A 24954-nucleotide genomic window follows, 5' to 3' on the forward strand; every position below is an offset into this window, starting at 1 on the left:
TGCGTTTTATTGCCATCCCAGTCTGAACTGCTACGATTTTAGCTGACGTTTTTATGCCAACCGGGCCACCGGCCTTGCGCATATTTTTCATTTCAGCCAGAAGAGGGGCAGCTATGCCATTAGATGTCGATGGGATTATCAGAGGCGATCGGGGCAGTGAACCGAGCCGTTGGCAACATGCGTCAACCAAACCGCTTATCACGCTGACCTGGCATCACACCATTCCCTGGAACTGTTTGCGTAATGTCTGGAATGGTCTGGTGGCGGGGCAGCATTGGAACGCGCTGGACGAGTTTATGAACCTGATCGGTGTGCCAAACCGCGCGGCGGTGCTCAAACAGATCCAAAATAAGAATCTGCAGGATCGCGATGGATTACACACTCTGGTGACCTGGCAAGGATGGAATATCGTCGAGGGGCCAGGTAATGAGTATCGCGCGCAGGGGGACGATCCCGGTGAAAACTTCGACGGTTGGTCGGGTAAGGGCATGAGCACTAATCAGCAAGCGACGCTGCAGCAGGTCAACGTGTTGTATCAGGTGATGGCGCCGCTGGGAAGCCGTGCGCTGGACGCCGCCAGACAGGCGCCGCCCATTACTGCGGAAGAAGCAGATGTCTTGCAACGGACGATTAAACAGACCCGCCCAACGTTGCGAGGAAAGGAACCGATCCGGTGGCAAGAAGACATGTGGCATCAGGTGCAGCCGGGTAAAGAGGCGAAACACTTCGCCCGCTGGGACACCAAACCGGTGTGGCGCAAACGCCTGCACAGCGACCTGGCTCAGGCTGGATAAGCCTCTCCCCGCGCCGGGTTGCCGGCGCGGGGCATTAATCCAGCGTTAATCGCACAGCGCCACTATGTCGTCGTACAACGCCTTGGGGATTTCCACGCCGTATTGCTCGCTCTGGCGCCGTTGCCGATAACGGCGTTCGCCGGGGATGCGGGCGCCTTGCGCCTGCATATCGGCAAACATCGCCTCCGCTCCGGCGAAATATTTCGCCTTATCCGCACCGAGAAAACGCTCGGGATCCAACGCGATGATCAGCTCACCGCCGTAAGGCGACGAACCGGTGCCATCGTCATAGGCCAGCGATTCCTTGCTGGTCATATCGCCGATCAGCGGCCCTGCCAGCAATTCAACCATCGCCGCCAGCGCCGAGCCCTTATGCCCGCCGAAGGTCAGCATCGCGCCCTCCAACACGCTGGCGGCATCGGTGGACGGATTGCCTGCCTTATCAATGCCCCAGCCTTCAGGCAGCGGGGTGCCAGCGCGGCGGTGTAATTCGATTTCGCCGCGCGCCGCCGCGCTGGTGGCCATGTCGAACAAAAATGGCGGCCGATCCGGACGCGGCCAGCCGAAGGCGATGGGGTTGGTGCCGAAGAGCGGTCGCGAACCGCCGGCCGGCGTCACCCAGGCGTGGCTGGGCGTGCAGGCCAAGGCCACCAACCCCTGCTCGGTCAGCGGTTCGATATCGGCCCACAGCGCGGAGAAATGCACGCAGCGGTTGATCGCCAGCGCGGCGAGGCCGTTGGCGCGCACTTTCTCGATAAAGGCCGGCAGGGCGGTGCGGTAGGCCAGCAGGGAGAACGCGCCGCCGGCGTCGGCGCGCAAGATGGCTGGCGCCTGGTCGAGCAACCTGGGCATCGCATCGGCAGAAACCTTGCCTGCCCGCAGCGATCGCACGCAGCCCAACAGCCGGTACAGCCCGTGAGAAGCGCAGCCGTCGCGTTCGCCCTGAGTGACATTTTGCGCCACCGCTTCGGCATGCGCCTGATTGAAACCGTTGTTGCGCAGCGTATGCAACGCCAGTTGATAAGCCTGTTCCAGCGACAGCACATGCATGGATGTCATTTCGATGTCCTCCCTGGGGTCATTCTTCTTCATCGCCGATAAAATTGGCCTGGGGTAAACAGGTATAGGCGCCCCAGTAGTAAATCGCCAGCGCAATCACCGACATGGTGAGGGTGTCCCATGGATGAGCAATAGCGCCGATGCCGCCGAAGCTGCTGAGGTAGGAAAGCCCGATCACCAGCGCATAGAAGACGATCAGCCACAGCGAGGACCAAATTTGCTGTCGGAGGCTAACGGCGTGGGTTGGCACCTGATTCTTGAACAGGATATAGATGAAGAACATCAAGATCTGCAAGCCGAGCAGCCAGGAGACGGTATCCCAGCCGGACCAGAAGACGATCAGCGCCGAAATGATAAACGACAGCGGGCCGAGCACGCAGAAACCGCGGACCCGGAACGGACGCGGCATATCGGGCGCATTGCGCCGCAGCCCGGCGGCGGTCACCGGGGCGATGGCGTAGCTCAGCACCAGTGCGGCGGATACCACGCCGATCAGTTTTTCCCAGGATGGGAACGGCAGCGTCCAGAATACCGAGAGAGCGAAGGTCAGCCACAGCGCCGGGCGGGGAATACCGGACTCGCCATCCACCCGGGTGAACAGTTTGAAGAAGGTGCCGGCGCGCGCCCAGCCGTAGATCACGCGAGGCGTGGCGTTCATATAGATATTGCCGGTGCCGCTCGGCGAAACGATCGCGTCGCTGACCACCAGAAACGCCAGCCACCCCATACCCAGCGTGATGGCGATGTCGCGGAACGGCAGGGAGAACTGTTGGCTGATGCCGGCCCAGCCGCCGCTCAGCATCTCGCTGGGGATACTGCCGAGAAACGCTATCTGCAGCAGCACATAGATGATGGTGGACAGCACTACTGACAGGATCAGCGCGATGGGAATGGTGCGCTGCGGCCGTTGCACCTCGCTGGCGACCGAAATGATCGGTGTCAAGCCGAGGTAGGCGAAGATGATGCCGCCGGCGGAAATGGCGGCCTCAACGCCGGCGGAACCGAAGGGAGCAAAGCCCTGGCTGTGCAGGTTTTCCGGTTTGAAAAAGCTGAACAACACCACGATCACCAACAGCGGCACCAGAAACTTCAGCACGCTGATCAGGTTATTGGATTTGGCGAAGGTTTTGACGCTGTAATAGTTGAGCGCGAAGAAAAAGCACAGCAGCGCCAGCTGCACCAGCCAGCCGATCGCTGTTGGATCGCCGGAACCCGGCTGGCTGAGGAACGGGAACCAGGCGGCGGCGTACTGCCGGGCGGCGACGACTTCGATGGCGATCAGGCTGGAGAAGGCGATCAGCGTGATAAACCCCAGCAGATAACCCATCAGTTCGCCGTGCGAGAATACCGGATAGCGAATGATGCCGCCGGCGCGTGGCAGGGCGGCGCCCAGCTCGCAGTAGACGATGCCGAGCAGCAGCACCGCCAGGCCGCCGATCAGCCAGGAATAAATACCGGCCGGGCCGGCGATGGAGGAGACATGGCTGGCGGCGAACAGCCAACCGGAGCCGAAGATGGCGCCCAGACCGATGAACGTCAGATCGGTGAGCGTAAGCTGCTTCTTGAATTTGCCTTGGGTTGTCATGGTATTACCCTTTTGTTATTGAGTGGCAGGCAGATGCGGCCGAGCTAATGTTGGGCAGGTGAAACCAGGGGATCTCGGGTGTAAACGCCGTTAACCAGTCGCAGCAGGTTGAGCGGATTGGCGTCCTGCAGCGCCGGCGGCAACAGCGCCGCAGGGGTGTTTTGCAAACAGACCGGCCGCAGGAAACGCTCGATGGCCAGAGTGCCTACCGAGGTGCCGCGTGCGTCGCTGGTCGCCGGGTAAGGGCCGCCGTGCACCATGGCGTCGCACACTTCCACCCCGGTCGGATACCCGTTGAACAGCACCCGACCGGCTTTGCGCGCCAACAGTGTCGTCAAACCGGCGGCCACATCGAGATCGTCGTCGTCCGCCAGCAGCGTGGCGGTCAACTGGCCTTGCAATGCCGTTAGCGCCGCATGCAGCTGCATTTCATTATCCACCGCCACCAGGATGCTGACCGGGCCGAAGACCTCCTGTTGCAGCAGCGGGTCAGCCTGCAGCAACAGCGCCTCCTCCGCCTGATAAAGCTGCGCCGCCGCCCGAAGAGCGGGCGTTTCGCTTCGGCCTGCCAGCCGCCGCATACCCGGGTGGGCATCAAGGGCCGCCAGCCCGTGACGGTAGTGCTCCAGGGTGCCGGCATTCAGCATCGGCTGCGGCTCGGCGGCGTTGACCAGGGCACTCATCGTTTCGGTTAACCGATCCAAGGCGGCGCCGCGCAGCGCGACGATCACGCCGGGCTTGGTGCAGAACTGACCGCAGCCGAGTGTGAAGGAAGAGACCAGCTCCTGCGCAATGTGCTGTCCGCGCCGCGCCAACGCCTTGGGCAGGATCACTACCGGATTGATGCTCGACATTTCTGCAAAGACCGGGATAGGTTGAGGGCGTTGCATTGCCAGATCGAACAGCGCTCGGCCGCCTTGCAGCGAGCCGGTGAATCCCACTGCCTGAATCGCCGGATGTTGTACCAAATCAGCCCCCACGCGGTTGCCGAAGATCATGTTGAAGACGCCGGCGGGCATCCTTGTGCGTTCCCGAGCGCGCTCGATCGCCTGAGCGGTCAGCTCGGCGGTGATCATATGGCCGCTGTGCGCCTTGAACACGACCGGGCAGCCGGCGGCGAGCGCGGCGGCGGTATCACCGCCCGCGGTGGAAAACGCCAGCGGGAAGTTGCTGGCGCCGAATACCGCCACCGGGCCGAGCGCCGTGCGGTATTGACGCAGATCGGGGCGCGGCAGGGGGGAACGCTGCGGCAGCGCGCAGTCGATGCGCACCCCCTCGACGTCGCCGCGCCGCAGCAGCGTGGCGAACAGCCGCATCTGGCCGCTGGTTCTGGCGCGTTCGCCGCTCAACCGCGCAGGCGGCAAAGCCGTTTCCTGCATGGCGAAGGCGAAGAAAACATCATCCAATGCGTCTAACTCTTCGGCGATGGCGTCGAGAAAGTTCGCGCGTTGTTCTGCACTGAGTTGCGAATAGGGCGCAAAGGCCGCGGCGGCGGCTTCTGCGGCGGCGGCGGTTTCTGCCGCCGTGGCCTGGTGGAAGCGGTAGCCGGTTGGCTGACCGTCGTCGGCGCGCAGGCTAAACAGCGACGCTTCCCCTTCGGCGCGGCGCTGGCCGCCGATAAATTGTTGGCCGCTGATGGCGGCGTAGCGATCGTTGGGCATCGTTTCCCCCGGTAGATAAAGCATGACGCCCGGCATGGCCGGGCGATGAAGGCGTCACAGGCCGACGTTCGGCAGCGCAGGGCGGGTGGCCAGCGCTTTATCGATCACGGCGTTGATCTCGGTGAGCGTTTCTCCCTGCAGCGCCAGGCGTGGAGGGCGAGTGACAGCGCTGCCGCGGCCGACCCGCTGTTCGCAGAGTTTGATGCACTGCACCAGATCGGGGCGGGCATCGAGGTGCAGTAGCGGCATAAACCAGCTGTATAGCGCCAACGCTTCCTCATAGCGTTTTTCCTTCGCTAGCCGGAACAGGGTTTCCCCTTCGCGCGGGAAGGCATTGGACATGCCGGAGATCCAGCCTTGCGCGCCGACGGCGATGCTTTCCAGCACCACATCGTCCAACCCGGCGAACAGCACGAAGCGATCGCCGACTTCATTGCGCAGGTCGATAAAGCGGCGGGTATCGCCCGACGAGTCTTTGAAGCACACGATGTTCTCGCAGTCGACCAGCGAGGTCAGAATGTCGGGCGTGACGTCATTTTTGTAAATGGGAGGGTTGTTGTAGACCATTATCGGCAGATCGGTCGCGCCAGCGACGCTGCGGAAGTGCGCGGCGGTTTCGTGCGGTTTGGCGGAGTAGACCAGCGCCGGCATCACCATAATCCCGTCGACGCCAGCCTTTTGCGCTTCACGCGCCATGTTCTGCGCGAAGGCGGTGGTGAACTCGGCGATGCCGGCGATCACCGGCACTTTACCGTCGGCGGCGTCTTTCGCCACTTCGATCACCGCCAGTTTTTCCTGCACCGTCATCGAAGTATTTTCACCGACGGTGCCGCACACCACCAGGCCGGAGACGCCGTCGCGCACCAGGTTTTTGATCACCGTATGGGTGGCGTCGAGATCCAGAGAGAAATCGTTGCGAAATTGGGTCGTCACCGCCGGGAATACGCCGCTCCAGCTTATGGTTTTATGGCTCATCGTGTTGTCCTGTCGTCCGAAAGTGTTAATGAAAAGTGAATCTTTGGTAAGGCTCACCGACAGATTGACCGGTATTGCGCAGGGAGGCTTGACGCTTTTCGCCGATTGCCGCGACGAAATTGGCACAATAGCGGCGGAAAACGGGCGTGAAAAATCGGGCGTCGGTACGCCGTGAGAAGAGAAGGTTAACGGGGTAAATCAGCGCGTTAAGCGGAAAGCGTCAGGCGAAAATCGCGTGGCGTGGAGCCGGTCATCGCTTTGAACTGACGGCTGAAGGCGCTGTGATCGGTATAGCCGCACTGCAGCGCGATGTCCGTGATCGGCAGATCGCCGGCCAGGAGTTCCGTGGCCTTTTCCAGCCGCACTTTGTGGATCATCTGGCGCGGGGTGAGGTGGAAGATACGTTTGCAGTAGCGTTCGATCTGCGCCACCGATAACCCGGTCAGCGCCGTCAGCTCTTCAAGCGCGATCGGTCGGGCGTAGTGGCGGCGGATATGCACGTCGATCGCCGCCAGCCGCTGGTAGGCCGGGTGATTGGCTCTGGCCTCCTGCAGATCGTGAGAAATACCCGCCATACCGATGATTTTTCCCTGCGCGTCATACAGCGCCAGCTTTTGCGTCAGACACCAGCCGGTTTCTCGGCCGTTGTACAGGTGCATTTCCAGCTGATCCTGGATCAGCACGCCGTGGCGCAATACCCGCAGATCCTGCTCGGTATAGCCGGATCCGAGCTGAGCGGGAAAAACGTCGGCGGAGGTTTTACCCAGCAGCGGCGTGACGGTTTTGAAACCGCAGCGCCTGGCCAGCGTCAGGTTGGCCAGCAGGTAGCGAGCCTGGGCGTCTTTGATAAAGAACACGACGTTGGGAATCGCGTTCAGCAACGGCGCGATCAGCGCCAGCGTATTCAGCAGATCGCGCAGATTGTTCGGGCGCTGCTGCGCCAGTCCGTCGCACAGGCGCGACAGATGTTCGACGGCAAAAACGTCCTCCTGCTCCGGCAGCCCCACAAGCGAAGGCGGCGAGAGAGAAACCGGAGGCGGGTAGTCTGAAGTGGATCGCATAGCAGTCCCTTTTCGGTCGTTAGCCGGAAAAACAGGCGGGCCAGGTTGGCGCTTTCGCATCAATATTAACTTTTTTGTAACGAAGCAAGCGCTATTTCCGGCGGGCTGCCAAATATGCGGATTGCCGCATACTTTTGCCGGACGGTGTTTGGCGGTTGCTTGAAAACTGCGGCGTTTCTCGCTAGGCAAGGGTTTAGCATGGAAATAACAATATGATAAATAAGTTATTATTATGACAATCGTTAAGTTCATACCCGCGGCGCGTCAGTCCCGACTTTTGTCACTGTGCTGATTTCTTCATTCGCTGCGCCGAAACGCATCAAGCCGTCATGCTCACATTCGTTCAGGCTAATGCTATTGGTAACATCTCATTAACCCAGGAGACGCCGATGGCACTTTCTGCGCATATCACCGCTTTGCGGGCGATCGATTCTCATACCGGCGGAGAGCCGACCCGCCTGATCGTGGAAGGTTTTCCCGATCTTGGCGAGGGTAGCATGGCGGAACGGCGGGCGCGTTTCGCACAACATTATGACGATTGGCGCTGCGCGGTGATGCTCGAACCGCGTGGCAATGACGTGCTGGTGGGGGCGTTGCTGTGCCGCCCCTGCTCGCCACAGGCCACCGCCGGGGTGATCTTCTTTAACAACAGCGGCTATCTGGGCATGTGCGGGCACGGCACCATCGGGCTGGTCGCTTCGCTGGCTCATCTGGGGCGCATCCACGCCGGGCGCCATCTGATCGAGACCCCGGTCGGCCCGGTAAGCGCCACGCTGCATGATGACGGCAGCGTCACGGTGGAGAATGTGGCGGCTTATCGTTACCGCCGCCAGGTGCGGATTGAGGTTGCCGGTCACGGGCCGGTGACGGGCGACATCGCCTGGGGGGGCAACTGGTTCTTCCTGATCGGCGAGTCACCGTTGCTCATTGATAAACACAATCTGGAGGCGTTGACCGCGTTCACCTGGGCGGTGCGGCAGACGTTGGAACAGGCGGGCATCCGCGGTGAAGACGGCGGCGTTATAGACCATATCGAACTGTTCGGTGACGATCCGCAGGCCGACAGCCGCAGCTTCGTGCTGTGTCCCGGCAAAGCCTATGACCGTTCCCCGTGCGGTACCGGCACCAGCGCCAAACTGGCGTGTCTGGCGGCGGACGGCAAACTGCCGCCGGACACGCAGTGGCGGCAGGCCAGCGTGATCGGCAGCGAATTCCAGGCCTATTATCGTTGGAACGGCGATCGCATTGCCCCCTTTATTCGCGGGCAGGCCTATGTGTGCGCCGATAGCCAACTGTTGCTCGACGAACGCGATCCCTTCGTCTGGGGAATACGCTGATGGGCGCCGAGCGGGGAGCCGATGTCATCGTGGTCGGCGCCGGTATCATCGGCGCCGCTTGCGCCTGGCGGCTGGCGCGGGAAGGGTATCGTGTCTCGGTGGTGGACGACCGCCGCGCCGGCGCCACCGCAGCCGGTATGGGGCACCTGGTTTGCATGGACGATAATCCTGCCGAGCTGGCGTTAAGCGCTTATTCGCTGCGGTTGTGGCGCGAAGTGACGGGGCGCATGCCGGAAGCCTGCGCCTGGCGCGGTTGCGGTACGCTGTGGTTGGCGGATCAAGCGGATGAAATGGCCATCGCCGAGCAAAAGCGGGCGCGGCTGGCGGAGCAGGGCGTAGCCGCGGAACTGCTGGCGGCGGAGCAGATCGCCGTCATGGAGCCGATGCTGCGGCATGGCCTGGCCGGCGGACTGCGGGTGCCGGGCGACGGCATTGTGTATGCGCCGCTCGCGGCTCGCTGGCTGTTGGCCGACGGTGGTGCGGCAATTGACGTGGTGCATGGTGAAGCGACAGCGTTGGAGGAGGAAGCCGTGCGGCTGACGGACGGCAGACGTCTGGTCGCGCCGGTGGTGGTCCTGGCCTGCGGCCTTAGGGCCAATAACCTATTGCCACAGACTTTGCTTCACGCCAAGAAGGGCCAACTGGCGATCACCGATCGCTACCCGCCGCGGGTGCGGCATCAACTGGTGGAGCTGGGGTATGGCGCCAGCGCGCATGCCAGCAACGGCACGTCGGTGGCTTTCAATGTGCAGGCGCGGCCCACCGGACAATGGCTGATCGGCTCTTCCCGCCAGTTCGACGCCGTCGATTCGGCGTTGGACATGCCGCTGTTGGCGGCAATGCTTACGCGTGCGCAGCATTTCTTGCCTGCACTGGCGCAGATGAACATCATTCGCTGCTGGACAGGGTTGCGCGCCGCCTCTGCCGACGGGCTGCCGCTGTTGGGCGTGCATCCGCGGCATTCCTGGTTGTGGCTGGCTCTGGGGCATGAGGGATTGGGCGTCACGACTGCACTCGGCAGCGCTGCGCTGATTACTGCGCAGATTGGCCGGCAAACGCCGGAGATTGACGATTCCCCGTATTTGGCTGCGCGGGCGTTTGCCGCCGAGGAGTTGCCTGTATGAATGAAAGACAAAATACGATCGCGTTGAGCATCGATGGAGAACACCGACAGGTGCCGGTTGGTCTCAGCGTTGCTGCGGCGCTCAGCCTGTGCGGCGACGATCGTTGTCGGTTATCTGTTTCACACCAACCGCGCGCTCCCTTTTGCGGCATGGGCGTTTGTCAGGAGTGCCGGGTGACCATTAACGGTCTGCGTCGCCTGGCGTGCCAAACGCTGTGCCAAGCCGGCATGCGCATAGAGAGGAGCGATGATGAGTAACTTCGACTGTGAGGTGCTGATCGTCGGCGCTGGGCCGGCCGGCATGGCGGCGGCGCTGGCCGCTGCGGAAAGTGGTGGCCAGGTGCGAATGATTGATGATAATCCGCATCCCGGCGGGCAAATCTGGCGCGATGGACCGCAGGCGGCGTTGCCTGAAACGGCGAACCGCTATCGGCAGGCGGTGGCGGCGCGGGAAAATATTGCACGGCAGTCCGGCTGCAAGCTGGTGGCGCAGTGTGGCGCTAACCGATTGGCATATGAAGACGCTGAAGGCTGTGGCGTGATTCGCTATCAAAAGCTGATTTTATGCAATGGCGCGCGTGAACTGTTGTTGCCGTTTCCCGGCTGGACGCTGCCGGGGGTGACCGGTGCCGGTGGGCTACAGGCGCAAATCAAGCAGGGATTGGCGATCCGCGGCGAGCGAGTGGTGATAGCCGGCAGTGGTCCGCTGCTGTTGGCGGTGGCCGACAGCGTGAAACAGGCCGGCGGAGAGGTGGTCATGTTGGCGGAGCAGGCGCCGCTTTGGCGGTTGGCGGCGTTTGCCGGCGGCTTGTGGCGCTGGCCGGCCAAACTGCGTCAGGCGTTTTCTTTGATGCCGCATCGTTATCGTGCCGGCAGCAGGGTGCTGGCGGCGTTGGGGCAAGACCGTTTAACCTCGGTGCGTGTCAATAACGGCGGGCGGGAAAGAACGATCGCCTGCGACAGGTTGGCCTGCGGTTTTGGTCTGGTGGCGAACATTGAGTTGGCGATGCTGCTGGGGTGTCGGATAGAACATGACGCCGTGGCGGTGAATCATTGGCAGCAAACCTGCCAAGCGCAAATTTATGCCGCCGGGGAGTGTACCGGCGTCGGCGGCAGTGAATTGGCGCTCACCGAAGGCGCCATTGCCGGTTATGCCGCCACCGGGCAGCGGGAAAAGGCAGAGCGCCTGGCGGCGCAGCGGCGGCGGTGGCGGCGTTTCGCCACGGCGACAGCGGCCGCTTTTGCGCTCGATGAGCGCTTGAATTCGCTGGCCAATCCGCAAACGTTACTGTGCCGCTGCGAAGACGTTACGTTGGAACAGGTACGCCATCAGCCGGATTGGAACACGGCAAAGATGAGCAGCCGCTGTGGCATGGGGGCATGCCAGGGTAAAGTCTGCGCAACGGCGGCGAGGCAGCTTTTGAGCTGGCCTTTACCGTCGCCGCGTGTGCCTTTAACGCCGGTCAGGACGGAAACGCTGGTTGCGCTGGGGCTGAGCCGATGTGATGACGACGGTTGAATGGGTTTGCGGGCATTTCGCCTCAGGCAAACGCCGCCACATCACCATTGCGGCCAATAGTAGGTTTTCTCCCGCCAGCCTTTGCCGTACATACAGGCTTCGATGGTGGCGTCTCGGGCGGACTGATTGCGATCGGTCTGCACTGTTTTAATCGACGGTTCCTTGTCGTAGCGGTATCCCGATGGACAGTCTTTCTTATTCTTCTCGCAAGGAATGTATTTGTTTTCGTAGCTGAACTCCACGTCCCGCACCACGTCCGGGGGGAAGCGATCGTATCCGCGGCTGCGGCATTCGGCATATTCGGCGTTCCGGGTACTCTCAACCGCGCCAGGCCTCTCCCATTGGGTGCAGGCGGTCAACATCAATAACGGCAAAACAATCAAACAACGGCAATTCTTCATGGTGTCCCTAACTCTTTCTCTATCCTGAGGCTCGCAGCCTAGGAATGTTCCTAACTGACGAGGTAGGAAAGTGTAATAAACTGGCGGAACAATTGGAAATGATAATGGTTATTGTTTAGGTATGATTGAGGAAGTGCCGCGTTGAGAGAGGATGTGGCGCATTGAGGGCAGTCTGTAAGGATCCGCGACATCACGGCGAGGGCTGGACGATGTGGCATTGATTTTATTCATTCTCTTTATGCCGCAATGATCCGACCGCAACTGCATCGTTTTGATGAGGGAAATAATATGCAAGCTAAGCATTTTCTTATCTGGTATGAATATTATTTTTATTTAGGATATTTACCCATGCCAAGGATTTAATTCTCGGTATTAATACCTTATTTTTTTATTTCTGTTTTTTTATTGGGGTTTTGTTTTCAGGTTTTTTCTGGGGAAGGCTTTTTAGTTACAGGGAATTCATTTGCATTTTAAATTTGGATTTTTTAAATTAATTTTAGAGGAAGGATAACCGTAGGCGACAGAGTCAAAAAAGGAGTTTATTTTGTCTGGGATAAAGAAAACGCCTGAAAGTCATGACGGTTTACCTTCACCATCAGAGGATTATGATACTTTTAAGCACCTCTCCGATGTTGGCGCCGTGTTGGGATATGGGCGAACCCGCTTTTATCAGTGGTGCCGTGGGCGCGGTTTTCTAACCCCGATGAACGTTCCGTCCCATGAAATGATCAGCCTGGGATATATGGTGGCGGTGTTATCAGAGACCGGTCATACCCGGGTTTATGTCACGCAGGATGGTTTCAGTTACGTCAGTGGTGCTTTTGCGGCAGATATCCAACGTGGCATGATCAAGTTTTAAATCTGCAAGAATCGCCTTTATTTCAATGGCTTTAATGCAGAATCTTCTTATCCCTGCAGGTTCGTGAGAGGAGTGGGAAGTTATCCGATTTTTTCGTCTCTGCGGTATGAATGCTACTGGAGACAGCTATTCTCTTGTTACGATAAGCATTATTTTCTTCAGGAGCCAAGGATGAAGCATTACGCCGCGTTGTTATTTGCCTCTGCACTGCTGACGGGGTGTGCGACTCAAGCCGTACCGCCGCAACAGGCTGAGTTGCCCCCCCCAAGCCGTCTGATGCTCTATCAGAATATCCCGGATACGCCTTACGCTACGGTGGTCGTGGTGCGCGACAGCGGCATGCTGGCGGGCAGCTGCCGTACCGGCGTCTATGTGAATGGGGAGTTTGCCGCTTCACTCGAGGCGAAAGAAAAAGCAGAGTTTCGCGTGCCGCCAGGCAATATTTCGGTCAGTATCGGGCAAGATATGATCGAGAACTCTCTATGTATTTGGCGTGAAACCAGCGGCAGCGTGCCGATGACGCTGCGCGCCGGTGAAAGCCGCTATCTGCGCATCGCCGGCGATCGGCAGCGAGGCTTCGTGTTGCAGGCAGGGCGGCCGTAACAGCTCAGGCAAGGGCGTTAATGCCCTTGCCACCATCCCCACAGCGTAATTAATAGCCACGCCGCCGCAATCCAGCACAGTACCGCCGCACCCAGCGCTAACGACAGCCGCAGACTGTTAATCAGGAAATACAGCGAAATCAAATACACCAGGTAGGGCAATACCGCCCACATGCCGAAAATCAGCGTCGTTTTCAGTGCCGCAATTGAACGTTCGCTGCCGACAATGTAATGCGCAATCAGGGCGAAAGTGGGAAAGAGCGGGACTAAACCGGCGATATAATAGTTGCGCGTTTTGGCTAACAGGCCGATCAGAACCACGACCAGCGCGCCGATCAGCGCTTTGACAAGGATGCCCATAACGGTCTCGGGTGTGGGGGAGAAAGTCAACACACTGCCCGAAAGCACGTGCAAGATCAATGGGGTGTGGCGTAGCGTGGTGAAAAGCAGACCCACAAGAAGTGCGGGTCTGGGGCGCAACGCTTACTGACGGTAAGCGTGCTTGATTTGCTGAATGCTGTTCTTGAAGATTTCTGCCTGGGTCGGATCTTCAATCTGCGCGATGAAACGTTCCATGTTGATGATGACTTTCCCGGCGTCGGCCTGGCCGATCGACTTCAAGATCAGCGTCAGCGTAGCTTTGAGGCAGGCAACTTCGGTCGCCAAGATTTCCGGGTTTGCAGACGTAGTGAAATCAACGTTGCTCATTTTCTCTCCTGATTTTCTGAGGCCGTAGCCTGATACAAGCTGCTTTGGCGCACCGCGCGCGGGCTAAAAATTAGCCCCTGGCGCGGCGGCGAATTTAACTGGGCGCGGAGTATAGCATAGCATGAGTCTGCCATCTGCACCGGGCTTGCTCAGGTCACGCAGGTGGGCAACGTTCGCTCATTGCCTGTCTGAATCATCTACTCTCGGCAAGTTATTTCGAGGTGGTTAACAAGTATTTTTCCGGTACGTTATTGTTGAACAATCGGGGTTATTATAATTATTGGGGGCGGAGGCGCCGATTTTACCGACGTTTGCCGGGAATAATAGTTTCGACCGTGGGTTGCCAGACCCGCGTCAGCCGCGGATTTTGTTACGCCTTTAAATATCAAATGATTACAAACAGCCAACAGCCGTGTTAATATTATTCATGTCGTGATTGCTTACACAGATTTCTCCCTCGCGGCATGATTGTCGCGCTATCCTGTGTCAGACGCAGCGCGACGAAATTATTTTCGTCGCCCGATCTTTTCCGACGTGACGATTTATCGGCGGCATAGACGGCTAAAATTGAAAAATCAGCTCTGCTCCGCAAAGTTATTCGGAAGTATGTATTAATCTGTGTTCATTCTTGTCTGAAAAACAAGTAATATCTCTGGCGAAAACAGAGGCCGATTGCGTTACTCCCTTTTTTTGGAGATTTTTCCTTGATTAGCGTTCTTCTTGTTGATGACCACGAACTGGTGCGCGCAGGGATACGACGCATTCTTGAAGATATCAAAGGTATAAAAGTTGTCGGTGAGGCTCAGTGCGGTGAAGACGCCGTAAAATGGTGCCGTGGCAACGCTGTCGATATCGTGCTGATGGACATGAATATGCCGGGCATTGGCGGGCTGGAAGCCACGCGCAAGATTGTGCGTTATGCACCCGACGTCAAAGTCATCATGTTGACCATCCATACTGAAAATCCTTTGCCCGCGAAGGTGATGCAGGCGGGTGCCGCCGGTTACCTGAGCAAGGGCGCCGCGCCGCAGGAAGTGATTAACGCCTTGCGTTCCGTGCATGCCGGGCAGCGCTATATCGCGTCTGATATCGCCCAGCAGATGGCCCTGAGTCAGTTGGAACCGCAGGCTGAAACGCCGTTCAGCTGCTTGTCTGAACGCGAGTTACAGATCATGTTGATGATCACCAAAGGCAAAAAAGTGAATGAGATCTCGGAGCAACTGAGTCTCAGCCCGAAAACGGTGAACAGCTACCGTTACCGCATGTTCAGCAAACTGAATATCAGCGGCGACGTTGAATTGACTCACCTGGCCATCCGACATGGATTGTTCAATGCGGAGACGTTGTTAAGCAGTGAATGACCGTTTTGATGCCAAAGCCTTCCTGAGTACCGTCACCAGCCAGCCCGGCGTCTACCGTATGTACGACGCCACGGGTACGGTGATCTACGTCGGTAAAGCCAAAGACCTGAAAAAGCGTCTCGCCAGCTATTTTCGGCAGCAGGTCAGCAGCCGTAAAACCGAGACGCTGGTTAAAAATATCGCGCAAATAGACGTAACGGTTACCCATACTGAGACAGAAGCGCTGTTGTTGGAACATAACTACATTAAATTGTACCAACCGCGATATAATGTTCTTTTGCGAGACGATAAATCTTATCCGCTGATTTTTCTCAGTGCGGATACCCATCCCCGTTTGGCGGTGCATCGCGGCGCCAAACACGCCAAAGGCGAATACTTCGGGCCTTTCCCCAACTCTTACGCCGTGCGCGAAACGCTGGCGCTGCTGCAGAAGCTGTTCCCAATCCGCCAGTGCGAAAACAGCGTGTATCGCAACCGTTCGCGTCCTTGCCTGCAGTATCAGATCGGCCGCTGTCTGGGGCCTTGTGTTGCCGGCCTGGTGAGCGAAGAAGAGTACCGGCAGCAGGTGGACTACGTGCGGCTGTTTCTTTCTGGCAAAGATCAGCAGGTATTGCACCAGCTGATTGAGCGTATGGAAGAAGCCAGCAAACTGCTTAATTTCGAAGAGGCGGCGCGCATTCGCGATCAAATTCAGGCCGTGCGCCGCGTCACCGAACGGCAGTTCGTGTCGGGCGACAGCGACGATCTGGACGTGATCGGCGTGGCGTTCGATGCCGGTATGGCGTGCCTGCACGTGCTGTTCATCCGTCAGGGCAAGGTGCTGGGCAGCCGCAGCTATTTCCCTAAAGTGCCGGGCGGCACGGATATGGGCGAGGTGGTGCAGACCTTTGTCGGCCAGTTCTATCTGCAAGGCAGCCAGGCGCGTACGCTGCCCGGCGAGATCCTGCTGGATTTCAGCCTGCCGGAAAAAGACCTGCTTGCGGAATCGCTTTCCGAGTTGGCGGGGCGCAAGATCCAAATCCAAAGCAAACCGCGCGGCGATCGTGCCCGTTATCTGAAACTGGCGCGCACCAACGCGGCAACGGCGTTGACCACCAAGCTTTCGCAACAGTCGACGATCCATCAGCGGCTGGCGGAGTTGGCCAAAGTGCTGAACCTGACGGAAATCAACCGTATGGAGTGCTTCGATATCAGCCATACCATGGGTGAGCAGACCGTGGCTTCGTGCGTGGTGTTCGACGGAAACGGCCCCGTGCGAGCGGAGTATCGGCGTTACAATATCAGCGGCATCACTCCTGGCGATGACTACGCGGCGATGACGCAGGTGCTGAAGCGCCGTTACGGCAAAGCGCTGGAAGAGAAAAAGATCCCGGATGTCATCTTTATCGACGGCGGTAAAGGGCAGCTCGGCATGGCGATCGACGTATTCAAATCGCTGAATGTTACCTGGGACAAGAATAAGCCGCTGCTGATCGGCATCGCCAAAGGTGCCGACCGCAAGGCAGGGTTGGAAACGTTGTTCTTCGTCCCGGAAGGTGAAGGGATTTCTCTGCCGCCGGATTCGCCGGCGCTGCATGTGATCCAACACATCCGCGACGATTCGCACAATCATGCCATTACCGGTCACCGGCAGAGAAGGGCGAAAGTCAGAAATACCAGCGCATTGGAGCTGATTGAAGGCGTAGGGCCGAAACGGCGCCAGGTGCTGTTGAAGTATATGGGCGGACTGCAACCTTTGTTGAACGCCAGCGTGGAGGAAATTGCAAAAGTGCCGGGTATTTCACAAGCATTGGCAGAAAAGATCTACAATGCATTGAAACACTGAGGGCAATGTAGCAACATACTCTTAATTTCCACTCTAGCCAGATAGTTACCGTAGCATTATGCAATTGAATATACCGACTTGGCTTACCCTGTTTCGCGTAGTTCTGATCCCATTCTTTGTGCTGGCGTTTTATCTGCCGTTCAACTGGGCTCCGATGGTTTGCGCCGTTATCTTTGTGTTTGCCGCCGTCACCGACTGGTTTGACGGCTTCCTGGCACGTCGCTGGAAACAAACGACGCGCTTCGGAGCGTTTTTGGATCCGGTCGCGGATAAAGTGATGGTGGCGGTGGCGCTGGTGCTGGTGGCGGAACATTACCACAGCTGGTGGATCACGCTGCCGGCGGCCACCATGATCGCCCGTGAAATCATCATTTCGTCGCTGCGCGAGTGGATGGCAGAAATTGGCAAACGCAGCAGCGTGGCGGTGTCCTGGATAGGCAAAGTGAAAACCATGGCGCAGATGATGTCACTGGTGGGCTTGCTGTGGCGGCCGGATCGCTCCGTGGAGTATGTGGCGATTGGCTTATTGTATATCGCAGCGGTGCTGACTTTCTGGTCGATGTTCCAATATTTGAACGCGGCACGCAACGATCTGCTGGAACCGTGATCGATACGCTGCAAAAATCGGCAAACGATCGTGGTGAGCCAACAATTTTATTGACTCATCACGTCAGGTAAGTAGAATGCATCGCATCAGACGACAACGATGAATTGCCGAAAGATGGCAAAGAAATCAGTCAGTTCTGGTAATGCGGGAATAGCTCAGTTGGTAGAGCGCAACCTTGCCAAGGTTGAGGTCGCGAGTTCGAGCCTCGTTTCCCGCTCCAAATATTGGCCTGTTGAATCCCCGCGATTCGGCAGGTAAGAGAAAGGGGCTTCGGCCCCTTTTTCGTTTTTTATTCCTTTGCCGTCCGGCGAAACCTGTCTGCATCTTCCTGCATCGACTATTGTCCCTATCTCTCCTGTCGTTTTCCTGCCGTAGGATGCCCCGTTGAACGGCGAAAACAGGCACATTTGATTGGGCATCGTGCCGGTGCTTTGTGGGGGGATTGATGCCGACCCATCGTGCGCTGGAAAACCTGACGTCAGTCTCCAGCTTTGCAGTTACGTTGGCCGTTCAGGGCGGCGGAGATTGCGCGATGTCTCCCATGATGATGTTTTGCATGATATCCCATCATCATAAGCAGGTGAAAAGCCGGAGAGAGGTGCGTAAGCGATTCATGTCGAGAAAAAAGATCCGATTTGCCCGTGAATCCCCGAGCCGATGCATATAAAATCAACATTCCGCTTGCCTTTCCGTTGGCATTGTGAACAGTGCGCCCACAAAATAAGCAGTTGAAAGCGTTAGAGAACTTTTTGCTATTTCGGGGGGTTGCCAAGGTGGGGGGTTTAGTCCATAATGCAGTCCATCGATTCGGCGGTAACGAAATAAATTACTTAAGAATCAGATGATTAAGATATGCGATTTCAACATCGCGGTTAAAAAGAACAAAACGAAGTGGGTGAATCACCGGCTTTGGCCTGAAAAGGCAAACAGAATAAAGGCGCGTTAACAAAGCGGTTATGTAGCGGATTGCAAATCCGTCCAGTCCGGTTCGACTCCGGAACGCGCCTCCAACTTTCCCGAGCCCGGGTGGTGAAATCGGTAGACACAAGGGATTTAAAATCCCTCGGCTTATGGCTGTGCGGGTTCAAGTCCCGCCCCGGGTACCAGGGAACGAAAATACCGAATAATCAAAGCAATAAGTAGTAATGTCGTAGACCGCCGAGAGGCGGTCTTTTTGTGCTTTAAATCACCATTCAGAACATCTTCAGAAGATGCTTTCAGAAGATAAATCCCGAAAGCAGCATACTTATTCATCCTTTCTGATTGCCAACCACTGGCACTATCTTCACTTTGCGATCGTAAATTGCCGTCTGGCTCGCGTTTTTGTGGCCTGATATCGCCTGCTTATCTGTCAGAGAACCGTCCAGATCAGAAATACCTTTCGCCTTTAGGTCGTGGTACGTGAAGTCGAAATCCATATCGGGATTTGCGGCAATTGCCGCCAGCTTTGCATTGCGCCACTGGCTATTAAATCCATCGCGCGTGTAACGGTTGCCGTTACGTTGGTGGATCACGTACACGCTGGAAATTCCGTCTTTGATTGGCAACGTGTCGGCCAACGTTACCGCAGCACGTAGTCGGTCTGACCAGGCTTTGATCTGCTTGGCACCGGTCTTGCCCTGGCAGATAAAAATCCCAGGATCTAGGATCTGCGAACGACTTAACGAAAGTACGTCAGCCTGCCGGGCGCAGCACAGATAGGCGATCTCCATTGCAACTTTCAAAGTATCAGGGGCGACCACATAGACTGCATCGTATTCAGCGTCGGTGATATAGCGCTCGCGAGACTTCTCCTTAAATTGCCTCACCCCTTTACAGGGATTTCCTTTCACATATCCGCGCTCGTAGCTCCAACCGAATACCCGCGACATGAAGGTTTTTTCGCGGTTAGCCTGGGTCTTACTTTTAAGCCCTCGCTTATCCATGTATTTTCTTATGTGCTCCGGCTTTATGTTGTTCGGATCCATATTCCCAAACACAGGCATCACCTTTTTTGCATATTTCTGATAATCCTTCTGGGAGTCGAAGGCTAAATCGGTAAATTCAGCAGAGCTTAGGAACCTATCAGCCAAAGTTTTGAACGTTACCTTATCCTCTTTTTGACTGGTAAATTCTTCGTATGCCACCCAGACGGTGGACTGTGTCGCATCAAGAGGGCAGAGCCTTATAGTTCTGCCATCCGGGTGCTTGAATTCATAGGCGGATCGGCCGCGTGATACTCTAGACGGCATCCAGTTATCCGCGGGGTTTTTGCGCTTGCCGGCCATTTACATCGCCTCGAAATCTGGTTCTTCCGCCACAGGTTTTGGCGGTTCATTACGGTATTTTACGGGGTTAAGGAAATGTCCCCATGTTGTTTTTGGGTGACCGTCAGGGCGTTCAATAAAAAATATCCCGGCCCGGCGGAGAGCGTCACATTGTTTCGACTTATAATGGTGGCCGGTCAACTCAATCATCTCTTCTTTCGTAATTATGTCGTGGTCGTTTCGCATGGTCTTTCCTCGGTTCAATCATCCAGGCTATTGCGTCGTCGGTCACACGACATGCCCGGGTGATATCGTCATCGCTCAGCGTCGCTTTTCTGACGCTGGCAGACAGCCGGCCGATCTTGATATCGAAATCAGAGAGTAGGCGGGCGCCTGATTGCCATGGTTGCATTGCTGTTCCCCGTTGTGTGGTTTCCAACAATGCAAACATGGCGGCAGTGGCTATTTCTGATTTGGCGTAATCGGTTTTTTAAAGGCCTCTTTCTCGCGCGTCAGGCGTACAGACTGCGGGAAATGGAAAGCCAGCTCACCGCGGCTCTCGGCCTCAATGATTCCGGTGGTGCCGTCGGGGAAGGTCACGTGCACCGCATCGCCTTTGGCCAGGTACATTCTCAGCATGGGAAATCCTCAGTAGTGGCCCCGTCGCCGGGGCCGGGTGATTACCGTACCTGCAGCGTTGGTTCGCCGATTTCGATATGCGCGCCTTTGACCTCCACGCCGTTTTCGATCGCCTCTTTGATGGCTTTCTTGTCCGGCGCTACCACCGTTTGCACAGTCACCAGTTCATCCGGTAGCAGGTCGGCATTGTCGACCACCACGTTGGCAGAGCCTTTGCGCGCCGTGAACGTATTTGCAGTGGTTTTAATGGAGCCCTGGCCGCTGGCCAGCAGGCACGCCAGCACATATTTGCGGATCGACTTGGAGCGGTTCTCGAATGATTTTTTTCGGTCGGTCAGGCGTTTGATTTCCGCCGCCAGCGTGTCGGCTTGCCCCTCGATATTACGAACGTGGATAAAAGCTGCGTCCAGTTTGTCGCCGAGCGCCCCCTCGATACCCTCCAGCGTGTCGGCGATCATCTCCGGCGTCAGATCGTCGGAGGTTTCGATCAGCTCCTGAAACTTGGCGTAATCAGCTGCTAATGCAATGGCGTTAATGCTCATGATGCTTTCTCCTCGGTCAATGCTGCGATGCGTTCATCTTTCAGAGCGGTGAGGCGGCGCAGGCGGCCGGCCAGGTACTTGGCATGATCGGCATCGCCTTTTTCCTCAGCGGCCTTGCGATGCGTTTCTACCTCGCGAGCGATGGAGGCGTGAACCTTGCTGGCCTCGTTGACCGTTACGGCAGATGTGATGGTGTCGGCGACTTTTGCCAGCTTCTCGTCCAGTTCTTCACGCAGGCGCGTTACGTCTTCGGCCTTGTCACTGGCATTTCTGATCGCAAACTCAGTGGCGTTTTCTTCCCGATATTCCGGCAGGTCGTGCCAACCCAGGAACACGTCGGCGGAGAAGCCCAGCATGGACAGCGACTTTTTGATCGCATCGGTGAGGCTCTTTTTCATCACCTCACCGTCAGCCATAAAACCGCGCTTCGTTTTGTACATGTACGGCGTGGCGCCATATGCTGTAACGCGGCCTTTGGTACCGTTCAGGACATACCAAAACTCGATCAGCAGGCTGTGGTTCTGCTCGAACAAGATAGAGCCGTCGGCATCGCGAAGAATGCGGTTACCAATAATTTTCCCGCCCTCGAATACGGCCTCGCTCATTGGTGCGCCGGCGATCATCTTCTCCTCTACAATGTCAAAGCCCCAGCCCGTACCGATAGGGCCAAAAATTTCGGTTGCGCGCATAAACATGTATTCGCTGTTGATGCTTGTACCTACATAGCCAGCCCCCTCGATCGGCTTCGTATATCGAGGATCTGTGCGCATAACGCGCTTCCAGATATCGAGATTCTGCTGCGCCTCCGCTGGCTGCTCGGCGATCACCTGCGCAACCTGCGCGGCGCGCTGCTGGAAATCATCGGCTTTAAGCTGCTGCGCCAGCGCTTCGGCACGCTCGGCGTTTTCTTCCGCCTGCTGCAGTTGCGGGGATTTCTCCGCTGGTGCGTTGGCGTAAACGCCATAACCCATCTGATCCAGTTGCTGCTTGGCCTGCGCCGCCGCTGCGTCGGTAACTTGCTGCTGCGCCACTTCCGTTTTTTCACCTTGATTTGAGGCGGCAGATTGCGCTGTGTCTGGCTCCGCATGCTGCTGCTCACCGCTGCCGATCAGGCCGTCGATTGAAAAGCGGCCGCCGCCAAGGTTGGCCACCTCGACCGGCTTCTCGTCGTCCTTGCCATAGTCCGCCAGCTCGGCGCATGCAGGGTGACCAGCAAGACGGGATTTCACAAAGTGCAGGCGTTCGGCGTCGTCGCTGATCAGCTTGAGGTTTTTCAGACCGTCAGAAATGATGCCGTGGCGCACGTCTGTTTCGACGTTGAGAATGCCGACGATCACCCGCAGCGTTTTGTCCCACGTGCGCCAACCGTTATCGCGGTTGGCGATAATCTCTTTGGCGTTCTTCACGTCGGCCGCTTTTGCCTCTGCAGGATTAACGCCCATGATCGATAACGCTGTGTGCATGCTCAGGGTGTTGTAGTCGGCCGCGCCGCCGGCATTGTCGGTGCTGGTGCTGGTGCTGGTGCTGGTGCTGGTGCTGGTGCTGGTGCTGGTGCTGGTGCTGTTCTGCGTGAGGTTTTCGCGATCGTCAGGCTTGTCGACCCAGGCCTGCGCGAATGCGGTGGTGGCTTCTTCGGTCGGCATGGCAGTAGTATTTTGGAACAGCGCTGAAACCAATTTATAGACGGATGCGGGGTACATGGCGCCGACAGCGGGAACCGATACTAGCCCGTCGATCACCGCGCGCATGCCGGTATCATCTGGCGTTTCCTCGTCATTGAGCAAATCCACAACCAGCGATAACTGGCTATTATCGATCTCAGCATCACCGTACATCACAACGGCGGCGATCCGAACGTTGGCAGGTTGCGCCATCAGGTCGATAGGCCCGGCCGGCAATTCCGGCTCTGGCTCTTTTGGCGTCCACGCGTTGCCGTCGAACACGTTCTCAGCAGCAAACTTTTCATCGAACTGACCGACAGCCGGGCGAGGGTGGCCGGTTTGGTCTTCGACAGTTTTCGGATTGAAGAAGTTGTCGCCGCCCTCCGGGTAGGCTTCATACAGTTTGCCGGTGGCGATGCTTTCGGCCGCGCGCTTGTTTGGCGCTTCCAACGCGATCACCAGCGGCACGGCGCCGTTAACCTGAGCCTTTTTCTTAGGCTCAAAAAGTGAAATGTAGATAGGCATTTTTGGTCTTTCCTCTGTTAAAAACGGCGCTGGTCAGGCGCCGGGGTGGGTTAAAACTTCTCGCGCGCTACGGCTTTCACGTTGTCGCAATACCAGCTGTAAAGCTCACGCTGGCGCTGCTGCAGGGTGTCAGGCGTCGCCATCATTACGGCCATCAGCAGGCGGTCACGGGTGTCGGCGGCGTTTCCGTCGATGTGGGTGAAAACCTCGATCGCCTCGTCGGAATAGCCGTGAGTCGCCGCGGCTTCGAACTGATCGCGCTGGCTTGCTGGATCGACTCCATACCACAGCACCAGCTCTGATTTCAGGTTATCCATTTCGATATCCATGGCCGCGCCCTCAGTACGGGAGTTCGTCGGCTTCGATAGGGCAGTGCTCAATGCAAAGCAGCTGCTGAACCTGATCGTCGATCTCGGCAATGCGTTTGTAAGTGGCGTCGGCCAGACGGGCTTTTTCCAGCTGCAACGCTTCAACCTGTTTCCCGATGATGTCGATCGGCTCAGGCTGGTTAACGTCGATGTGGATTTGGCGGGTTTCCAGCAGAACATAACCACGGAATGAAGTCATATCAGCGGTGCTAACCGCAAATCCTTCGGTCAGTGGGAAGGTTGTGGCATGGATAAACAGCGTGACGGGTATCTGTAGTGCTTTCATAGCGACTCCTGATATAATCGGAGCTGATCAGTAGCTCCATGGGTTATTGGTCTTTCCTCGATACAGGGTTGGTCCCCTGTATCATTCCCGGTTGCTTTGGTCGGCACCGGGGTAAAAGAACCCGCTTCGGCGGGTTTTTTTACGTCTGGTGGTTGCCGGTCTTTCCCGGCTGTCAGGCTGGTCAGGCCGCTGGTCTTTCCTCAATTTGCTGGGTGAAAAAATTGCCCCGGCGCGCGGGGCTAAAGACTACACACAGCAATGTCTTTCGGGTTGTGGTGGCCGAGAACAACGCCCCGAGGTTACGACCACCACGTTTAAATCCTTTGCCGCGTATCGCCCGGCTGGCGGAACATTTCTGAACAACCGCTGCAGGGTTAGTGCGCTGTTGATGGGACTTGGCTTAACTAAAGGTAAGTTGTTGGTCAATGAAAATTACTTGCAAAAAGTTAAGTCTCTGCATCGCATGGAGTAACTGGCTGATATTTATATTATTTTTTCTTTGAGTTTTTTCTTGCAGTCAAAAGCTCTTCAAAAAGAGCATTGAAGTCGTTGACCTTGGCCTCAAGATCAGCCAAGTGACGATCTTTCTCTGATTCAGGAAGAGAATCAAATAGTTCGATGAGCTTTGTTTGTCGCTCGTCAAGCTCTACAGGCAGCTGATCGGCAGGGAGTGGGGTTTGATCTTCATCACCGTAAAGCAACCAGGTAGGAGTACAGCGTAGAGCCTTAGACAACAGAAAAAGGTTTTTGCCTTTCGGTTCAGTGTCTCCGTTCTCCCATTTAAAAACTGTGACGTGAGAAACCTTCACAGCGTCAGCTAGTCGCTGCTGTGAAATGTCCAGTTCTGTCCTGCGCATTTTCATGCGGTCGCTTAATGAGGTCATTTTCATCCAGTTACTATAAATTAATTTGACTTAGCTTTTGTTAAGTTGTAATTTTCAAACAAATGTTAATCACGGGAGGCAAGAATGCTTACTGAAGACGCAGTTAAATTCTTCGGAAATAAAACCAAACTCGCTGAAGCCGCGGGTGTTTCGCAGGCTTCAGTATCGCGTTGGGGGAAGCAAATTCCCGAACGACGCGCTGCTCGTTTAGATCGCTTAACTGATGGTGAGCTGTCTTACGACCCCGCGGCATACCAGCACCCGAAATCAACGGATGCAGCTTAACAACCAACCCCACCGAAATCCGATTAAGCAAAATTGGTTTT

30 protein-coding genes and 3 tRNA genes are annotated in these 24954 nt (G+C 57.0%); 16 read left to right on the forward strand and 17 right to left on the reverse strand.

The genetic code is table 11. The features are described from left to right. Positions 1–113: 113 nt before the first annotated feature. The gene (locus tag ACJ8PL_RS04705) at positions 114–794 is read left to right on the forward strand and encodes a hypothetical protein (protein ID WP_079452459.1); all 681 of its coding nucleotides are present in this window, start codon (positions 114–116) and stop codon (positions 792–794) included. 45 nt (positions 795–839) lie between these two features. Here ACJ8PL_RS04705 and ACJ8PL_RS04710 read toward each other — a convergent pair whose 3' ends face one another. The 4 genes from ACJ8PL_RS04710 to ACJ8PL_RS04725 are packed head-to-tail and all read right to left on the reverse strand — an operon-like array spanning position 840 to position 6074. After that, a complete protein-coding gene (locus ACJ8PL_RS04710) occupies positions 840–1853 on the reverse strand; it encodes an Ldh family oxidoreductase (RefSeq protein WP_079452458.1) in 1014 nt (337 codons plus the stop codon). A 19-nt stretch (positions 1854–1872) separates the two neighbouring features. Beyond that, complete coding sequence (locus ACJ8PL_RS04715; protein WP_079449421.1) at positions 1873–3438, reverse strand: APC family permease; 1566 nt, start codon at positions 3436–3438, stop codon at positions 1873–1875. Between the two features lie 44 nt (positions 3439–3482). Then, on the reverse strand, positions 3483–5099 hold the full coding sequence (locus tag ACJ8PL_RS04720; protein WP_079452457.1) for an aldehyde dehydrogenase (NADP(+)): 1617 nt from the start codon (positions 5097–5099) through the stop codon (positions 3483–3485). Between the two features lie 54 nt (positions 5100–5153). Further along, positions 5154–6074 carry a dihydrodipicolinate synthase family protein gene (locus tag ACJ8PL_RS04725; RefSeq protein WP_016928251.1) on the reverse strand — a complete coding sequence of 307 codons (921 nt, stop codon included), beginning with the start codon at positions 6072–6074 and terminating at the stop codon, positions 5154–5156. A 28-nt stretch (positions 6075–6102) separates the two neighbouring features. Between ACJ8PL_RS04725 and ACJ8PL_RS04730 the strand changes: the two genes are divergently transcribed. Continuing rightward, the gene (locus tag ACJ8PL_RS04730) at positions 6103–6249 is read left to right on the forward strand and encodes a hypothetical protein (RefSeq protein ID WP_153303148.1); all 147 of its coding nucleotides are present in this window, start codon (positions 6103–6105) and stop codon (positions 6247–6249) included. Between the two features lie 31 nt (positions 6250–6280). Here the strand turns inward: ACJ8PL_RS04730 and ACJ8PL_RS04735 are convergent, their stop codons facing one another. Then, positions 6281–7135, reverse strand: a complete 855-nt coding sequence (locus ACJ8PL_RS04735; RefSeq protein WP_031300114.1) for an AraC family transcriptional regulator — start codon at positions 7133–7135, stop codon at positions 6281–6283. Positions 7136–7524: 389 nt separating this feature from the next. Here ACJ8PL_RS04735 and ACJ8PL_RS04740 point away from each other — a divergent pair, with 389 nt between their 5' ends. Genes ACJ8PL_RS04740 through ACJ8PL_RS04755 form a run of 4 tightly spaced genes read left to right on the forward strand, consistent with a single transcriptional unit; the run spans position 7525 to position 11114 of the window. Next, a complete protein-coding gene (locus tag ACJ8PL_RS04740; RefSeq protein ID WP_442530851.1) occupies positions 7525–8472 on the forward strand; it encodes a 4-hydroxyproline epimerase in 948 nt (315 codons plus the stop codon). Further along, a complete protein-coding gene (locus ACJ8PL_RS04745) occupies positions 8472–9596 on the forward strand; it encodes an NAD(P)/FAD-dependent oxidoreductase (RefSeq protein WP_097102379.1) in 1125 nt (374 codons plus the stop codon). The genes ACJ8PL_RS04740 and ACJ8PL_RS04745 overlap by 1 nt, the downstream gene beginning before the upstream one ends. Beyond that, positions 9593–9853 (forward strand): (2Fe-2S)-binding protein, encoded by a 261-nt coding sequence (locus tag ACJ8PL_RS04750; protein WP_071525942.1) that lies wholly within the window; start codon positions 9593–9595, stop codon positions 9851–9853. Before ACJ8PL_RS04745 ends, ACJ8PL_RS04750 begins: the two co-directional genes overlap by 4 nt. Beyond that, entirely contained in the window at positions 9846–11114 is a 1269-nt protein-coding gene (locus ACJ8PL_RS04755; RefSeq protein WP_016928247.1) for an FAD-dependent oxidoreductase, read from the forward strand. The genes ACJ8PL_RS04750 and ACJ8PL_RS04755 overlap by 8 nt, the downstream gene beginning before the upstream one ends. 41 nt (positions 11115–11155) lie before the next feature. Here ACJ8PL_RS04755 and ACJ8PL_RS04760 read toward each other — a convergent pair whose 3' ends face one another. Further along, positions 11156–11515, reverse strand: a complete 360-nt coding sequence (locus ACJ8PL_RS04760; RefSeq protein WP_004927961.1) for a hypothetical protein — start codon at positions 11513–11515, stop codon at positions 11156–11158. Positions 11516–12059: 544 nt separating this feature from the next. Between ACJ8PL_RS04760 and ACJ8PL_RS04765 the strand changes: the two genes are divergently transcribed. Beyond that, positions 12060–12374 carry a hypothetical protein gene (locus ACJ8PL_RS04765; RefSeq protein ID WP_033633390.1) on the forward strand — a complete coding sequence of 105 codons (315 nt, stop codon included), beginning with the start codon at positions 12060–12062 and terminating at the stop codon, positions 12372–12374. A 171-nt stretch (positions 12375–12545) separates the two neighbouring features. Continuing rightward, a complete protein-coding gene (locus ACJ8PL_RS04770; protein WP_028128013.1) occupies positions 12546–12977 on the forward strand; it encodes a hypothetical protein in 432 nt (143 codons plus the stop codon). 17 nt (positions 12978–12994) lie between these two features. Here the strand turns inward: ACJ8PL_RS04770 and ACJ8PL_RS04775 are convergent, their stop codons facing one another. Both ACJ8PL_RS04775 and ACJ8PL_RS04780 read right to left on the reverse strand, forming a co-directional pair. Continuing rightward, the gene (locus ACJ8PL_RS04775) at positions 12995–13336 is read right to left on the reverse strand and encodes a GlpM family protein (protein WP_016928244.1); all 342 of its coding nucleotides are present in this window, start codon (positions 13334–13336) and stop codon (positions 12995–12997) included. Positions 13337–13459: 123 nt separating this feature from the next. Further along, a complete protein-coding gene (locus tag ACJ8PL_RS04780) occupies positions 13460–13684 on the reverse strand; it encodes a DUF2594 family protein (RefSeq protein ID WP_004927950.1) in 225 nt (74 codons plus the stop codon). Positions 13685–14388: 704 nt separating this feature from the next. On the opposite strand from ACJ8PL_RS04780, the gene uvrY reads away from it, so the two are divergent. The 6 genes from uvrY to ACJ8PL_RS04810 all read left to right on the forward strand — a co-directional run bounded on the left by uvrY (position 14389) and on the right by ACJ8PL_RS04810 (position 18583). Further along, positions 14389–15045, forward strand: coding sequence for a UvrY/SirA/GacA family response regulator transcription factor (gene uvrY, locus ACJ8PL_RS04785; protein WP_004927947.1), 657 nt, complete (start codon positions 14389–14391; stop codon positions 15043–15045). Then, a complete protein-coding gene (gene uvrC, locus ACJ8PL_RS04790) occupies positions 15038–16870 on the forward strand; it encodes an excinuclease ABC subunit UvrC (RefSeq protein WP_004927940.1) in 1833 nt (610 codons plus the stop codon). Before uvrY ends, uvrC begins: the two co-directional genes overlap by 8 nt. A 58-nt stretch (positions 16871–16928) precedes the next feature. After that, positions 16929–17477: a CDP-diacylglycerol--glycerol-3-phosphate 3-phosphatidyltransferase gene (gene pgsA / locus ACJ8PL_RS04795; RefSeq protein ID WP_004927937.1), complete on the forward strand. Its 549-nt coding sequence runs from the start codon at positions 16929–16931 to the stop codon at positions 17475–17477. Between the two features lie 144 nt (positions 17478–17621). Beyond that, positions 17622–17697: transfer RNA gene (locus tag ACJ8PL_RS04800), tRNA-Gly, on the forward strand. A 716-nt stretch (positions 17698–18413) separates the two neighbouring features. Continuing rightward, positions 18414–18487 (forward strand) — tRNA-Cys (locus ACJ8PL_RS04805). A gap of 10 nt (positions 18488–18497) precedes the next feature. Next, positions 18498–18583: transfer RNA gene (locus ACJ8PL_RS04810), tRNA-Leu, on the forward strand. 144 nt (positions 18584–18727) lie between these two features. Here ACJ8PL_RS04810 and ACJ8PL_RS04815 read toward each other — a convergent pair. Genes ACJ8PL_RS04815 through ACJ8PL_RS04850 form a run of 8 tightly spaced genes read right to left on the reverse strand, consistent with a single transcriptional unit; the run spans position 18728 to position 23744 of the window. Next, entirely contained in the window at positions 18728–19744 is a 1017-nt protein-coding gene (locus ACJ8PL_RS04815) for a tyrosine-type recombinase/integrase (RefSeq protein WP_274985326.1), read from the reverse strand. After that, positions 19745–19969: a DUF4224 domain-containing protein gene (locus tag ACJ8PL_RS04820; RefSeq protein WP_060424873.1), complete on the reverse strand. Its 225-nt coding sequence runs from the start codon at positions 19967–19969 to the stop codon at positions 19745–19747. It lies immediately after the preceding gene. Beyond that, entirely contained in the window at positions 19926–20135 is a 210-nt protein-coding gene (locus tag ACJ8PL_RS04825; RefSeq protein ID WP_072269386.1) for a hypothetical protein, read from the reverse strand. The genes ACJ8PL_RS04820 and ACJ8PL_RS04825 overlap by 44 nt, the downstream gene beginning before the upstream one ends. 50 nt (positions 20136–20185) lie before the next feature. Beyond that, complete coding sequence (locus ACJ8PL_RS04830) at positions 20186–20362, reverse strand: hypothetical protein (RefSeq protein ID WP_168166355.1); 177 nt, start codon at positions 20360–20362, stop codon at positions 20186–20188. 41 nt (positions 20363–20403) lie between these two features. After that, on the reverse strand, positions 20404–20904 hold the full coding sequence (locus ACJ8PL_RS04835) for a siphovirus Gp157 family protein (RefSeq protein WP_060426487.1): 501 nt from the start codon (positions 20902–20904) through the stop codon (positions 20404–20406). Further along, positions 20901–23090 carry a hypothetical protein gene (locus ACJ8PL_RS04840; RefSeq protein ID WP_442530854.1) on the reverse strand — a complete coding sequence of 730 codons (2190 nt, stop codon included), beginning with the start codon at positions 23088–23090 and terminating at the stop codon, positions 20901–20903. The genes ACJ8PL_RS04835 and ACJ8PL_RS04840 overlap by 4 nt, the downstream gene beginning before the upstream one ends. A gap of 50 nt (positions 23091–23140) precedes the next feature. After that, the gene (locus ACJ8PL_RS04845; RefSeq protein WP_164050539.1) at positions 23141–23419 is read right to left on the reverse strand and encodes a hypothetical protein; all 279 of its coding nucleotides are present in this window, start codon (positions 23417–23419) and stop codon (positions 23141–23143) included. A 10-nt stretch (positions 23420–23429) separates the two neighbouring features. Further along, a complete protein-coding gene (locus tag ACJ8PL_RS04850; protein WP_060426478.1) occupies positions 23430–23744 on the reverse strand; it encodes a hypothetical protein in 315 nt (104 codons plus the stop codon). Positions 23745–23892: 148 nt separating this feature from the next. Between ACJ8PL_RS04850 and ACJ8PL_RS04855 the strand changes: the two genes are divergently transcribed. After that, positions 23893–24216: a hypothetical protein gene (locus ACJ8PL_RS04855; protein WP_442530856.1), complete on the forward strand. Its 324-nt coding sequence runs from the start codon at positions 23893–23895 to the stop codon at positions 24214–24216. Between the two features lie 16 nt (positions 24217–24232). Here ACJ8PL_RS04855 and ACJ8PL_RS04860 read toward each other — a convergent pair whose 3' ends face one another. Further along, the gene (locus ACJ8PL_RS04860) at positions 24233–24634 is read right to left on the reverse strand and encodes a helix-turn-helix domain-containing protein (RefSeq protein WP_079451881.1); all 402 of its coding nucleotides are present in this window, start codon (positions 24632–24634) and stop codon (positions 24233–24235) included. A gap of 78 nt (positions 24635–24712) precedes the next feature. On the opposite strand from ACJ8PL_RS04860, the gene ACJ8PL_RS04865 reads away from it, so the two are divergent. Continuing rightward, on the forward strand, positions 24713–24913 hold the full coding sequence (locus ACJ8PL_RS04865; RefSeq protein ID WP_072269387.1) for a Cro/CI family transcriptional regulator: 201 nt from the start codon (positions 24713–24715) through the stop codon (positions 24911–24913). Positions 24914–24954: the final 41 nt, after the last annotated feature.

The sequence above is a fragment of the Serratia sp. CY83965 genome (assembly GCF_052166375.1).
Taxonomy (GTDB): domain Bacteria; phylum Pseudomonadota; class Gammaproteobacteria; order Enterobacterales; family Enterobacteriaceae; genus Serratia; species Serratia marcescens.

What these genes read in the sequence shown, in the direction of transcription:
- ACJ8PL_RS04705 (WP_079452459.1), top strand. Translation starts at nt 114, where the DNA reads ATGCCATTAGATGTCGATGGGATTATCAGAGGCGATCGGGGCAGTGAA.
- ACJ8PL_RS04710 (WP_079452458.1), bottom strand. Translation starts at nt 1,853, where the DNA reads ATGACATCCATGCATGTGCTGTCGCTGGAACAGGCTTATCAACTGGCG.
- ACJ8PL_RS04715 (WP_079449421.1), bottom strand. Translation starts at nt 3,438, where the DNA reads ATGACAACCCAAGGCAAATTCAAGAAGCAGCTTACGCTCACCGATCTG.
- ACJ8PL_RS04720 (WP_079452457.1), bottom strand. Translation starts at nt 5,099, where the DNA reads ATGCCCAACGATCGCTACGCCGCCATCAGCGGCCAACAATTTATCGGC.
- ACJ8PL_RS04725 (WP_016928251.1), bottom strand. Translation starts at nt 6,074, where the DNA reads ATGAGCCATAAAACCATAAGCTGGAGCGGCGTATTCCCGGCGGTGACG.
- ACJ8PL_RS04730 (WP_153303148.1), top strand. Translation starts at nt 6,103, where the DNA reads ATGAAAAGTGAATCTTTGGTAAGGCTCACCGACAGATTGACCGGTATT.
- ACJ8PL_RS04735 (WP_031300114.1), bottom strand. Translation starts at nt 7,135, where the DNA reads ATGCGATCCACTTCAGACTACCCGCCTCCGGTTTCTCTCTCGCCGCCT.
- ACJ8PL_RS04740 (WP_442530851.1), top strand. Translation starts at nt 7,525, where the DNA reads ATGGCACTTTCTGCGCATATCACCGCTTTGCGGGCGATCGATTCTCAT.
- ACJ8PL_RS04745 (WP_097102379.1), top strand. Translation starts at nt 8,472, where the DNA reads ATGGGCGCCGAGCGGGGAGCCGATGTCATCGTGGTCGGCGCCGGTATC.
- ACJ8PL_RS04750 (WP_071525942.1), top strand. Translation starts at nt 9,593, where the DNA reads ATGAATGAAAGACAAAATACGATCGCGTTGAGCATCGATGGAGAACAC.
- ACJ8PL_RS04755 (WP_016928247.1), top strand. Translation starts at nt 9,846, where the DNA reads ATGAGTAACTTCGACTGTGAGGTGCTGATCGTCGGCGCTGGGCCGGCC.
- ACJ8PL_RS04760 (WP_004927961.1), bottom strand. Translation starts at nt 11,515, where the DNA reads ATGAAGAATTGCCGTTGTTTGATTGTTTTGCCGTTATTGATGTTGACC.
- ACJ8PL_RS04770 (WP_028128013.1), top strand. Translation starts at nt 12,546, where the DNA reads ATGAAGCATTACGCCGCGTTGTTATTTGCCTCTGCACTGCTGACGGGG.
- ACJ8PL_RS04775 (WP_016928244.1), bottom strand. Translation starts at nt 13,336, where the DNA reads ATGGGCATCCTTGTCAAAGCGCTGATCGGCGCGCTGGTCGTGGTTCTG.
- ACJ8PL_RS04780 (WP_004927950.1), bottom strand. Translation starts at nt 13,684, where the DNA reads ATGAGCAACGTTGATTTCACTACGTCTGCAAACCCGGAAATCTTGGCG.
- pgsA (WP_004927937.1), top strand. Translation starts at nt 16,929, where the DNA reads ATGCAATTGAATATACCGACTTGGCTTACCCTGTTTCGCGTAGTTCTG.
- ACJ8PL_RS04815 (WP_274985326.1), bottom strand. Translation starts at nt 19,744, where the DNA reads ATGGCCGGCAAGCGCAAAAACCCCGCGGATAACTGGATGCCGTCTAGA.
- ACJ8PL_RS04820 (WP_060424873.1), bottom strand. Translation starts at nt 19,969, where the DNA reads ATGCGAAACGACCACGACATAATTACGAAAGAAGAGATGATTGAGTTG.
- ACJ8PL_RS04825 (WP_072269386.1), bottom strand. Translation starts at nt 20,135, where the DNA reads ATGCAACCATGGCAATCAGGCGCCCGCCTACTCTCTGATTTCGATATC.
- ACJ8PL_RS04830 (WP_168166355.1), bottom strand. Translation starts at nt 20,362, where the DNA reads ATGCTGAGAATGTACCTGGCCAAAGGCGATGCGGTGCACGTGACCTTC.
- ACJ8PL_RS04835 (WP_060426487.1), bottom strand. Translation starts at nt 20,904, where the DNA reads ATGAGCATTAACGCCATTGCATTAGCAGCTGATTACGCCAAGTTTCAG.
- ACJ8PL_RS04840 (WP_442530854.1), bottom strand. Translation starts at nt 23,090, where the DNA reads ATGCCTATCTACATTTCACTTTTTGAGCCTAAGAAAAAGGCTCAGGTT.
- ACJ8PL_RS04845 (WP_164050539.1), bottom strand. Translation starts at nt 23,419, where the DNA reads ATGGATATCGAAATGGATAACCTGAAATCAGAGCTGGTGCTGTGGTAT.
- ACJ8PL_RS04850 (WP_060426478.1), bottom strand. Translation starts at nt 23,744, where the DNA reads ATGAAAGCACTACAGATACCCGTCACGCTGTTTATCCATGCCACAACC.
- ACJ8PL_RS04860 (WP_079451881.1), bottom strand. Translation starts at nt 24,634, where the DNA reads ATGAAAATGACCTCATTAAGCGACCGCATGAAAATGCGCAGGACAGAA.
- ACJ8PL_RS04865 (WP_072269387.1), top strand. Translation starts at nt 24,713, where the DNA reads ATGCTTACTGAAGACGCAGTTAAATTCTTCGGAAATAAAACCAAACTC.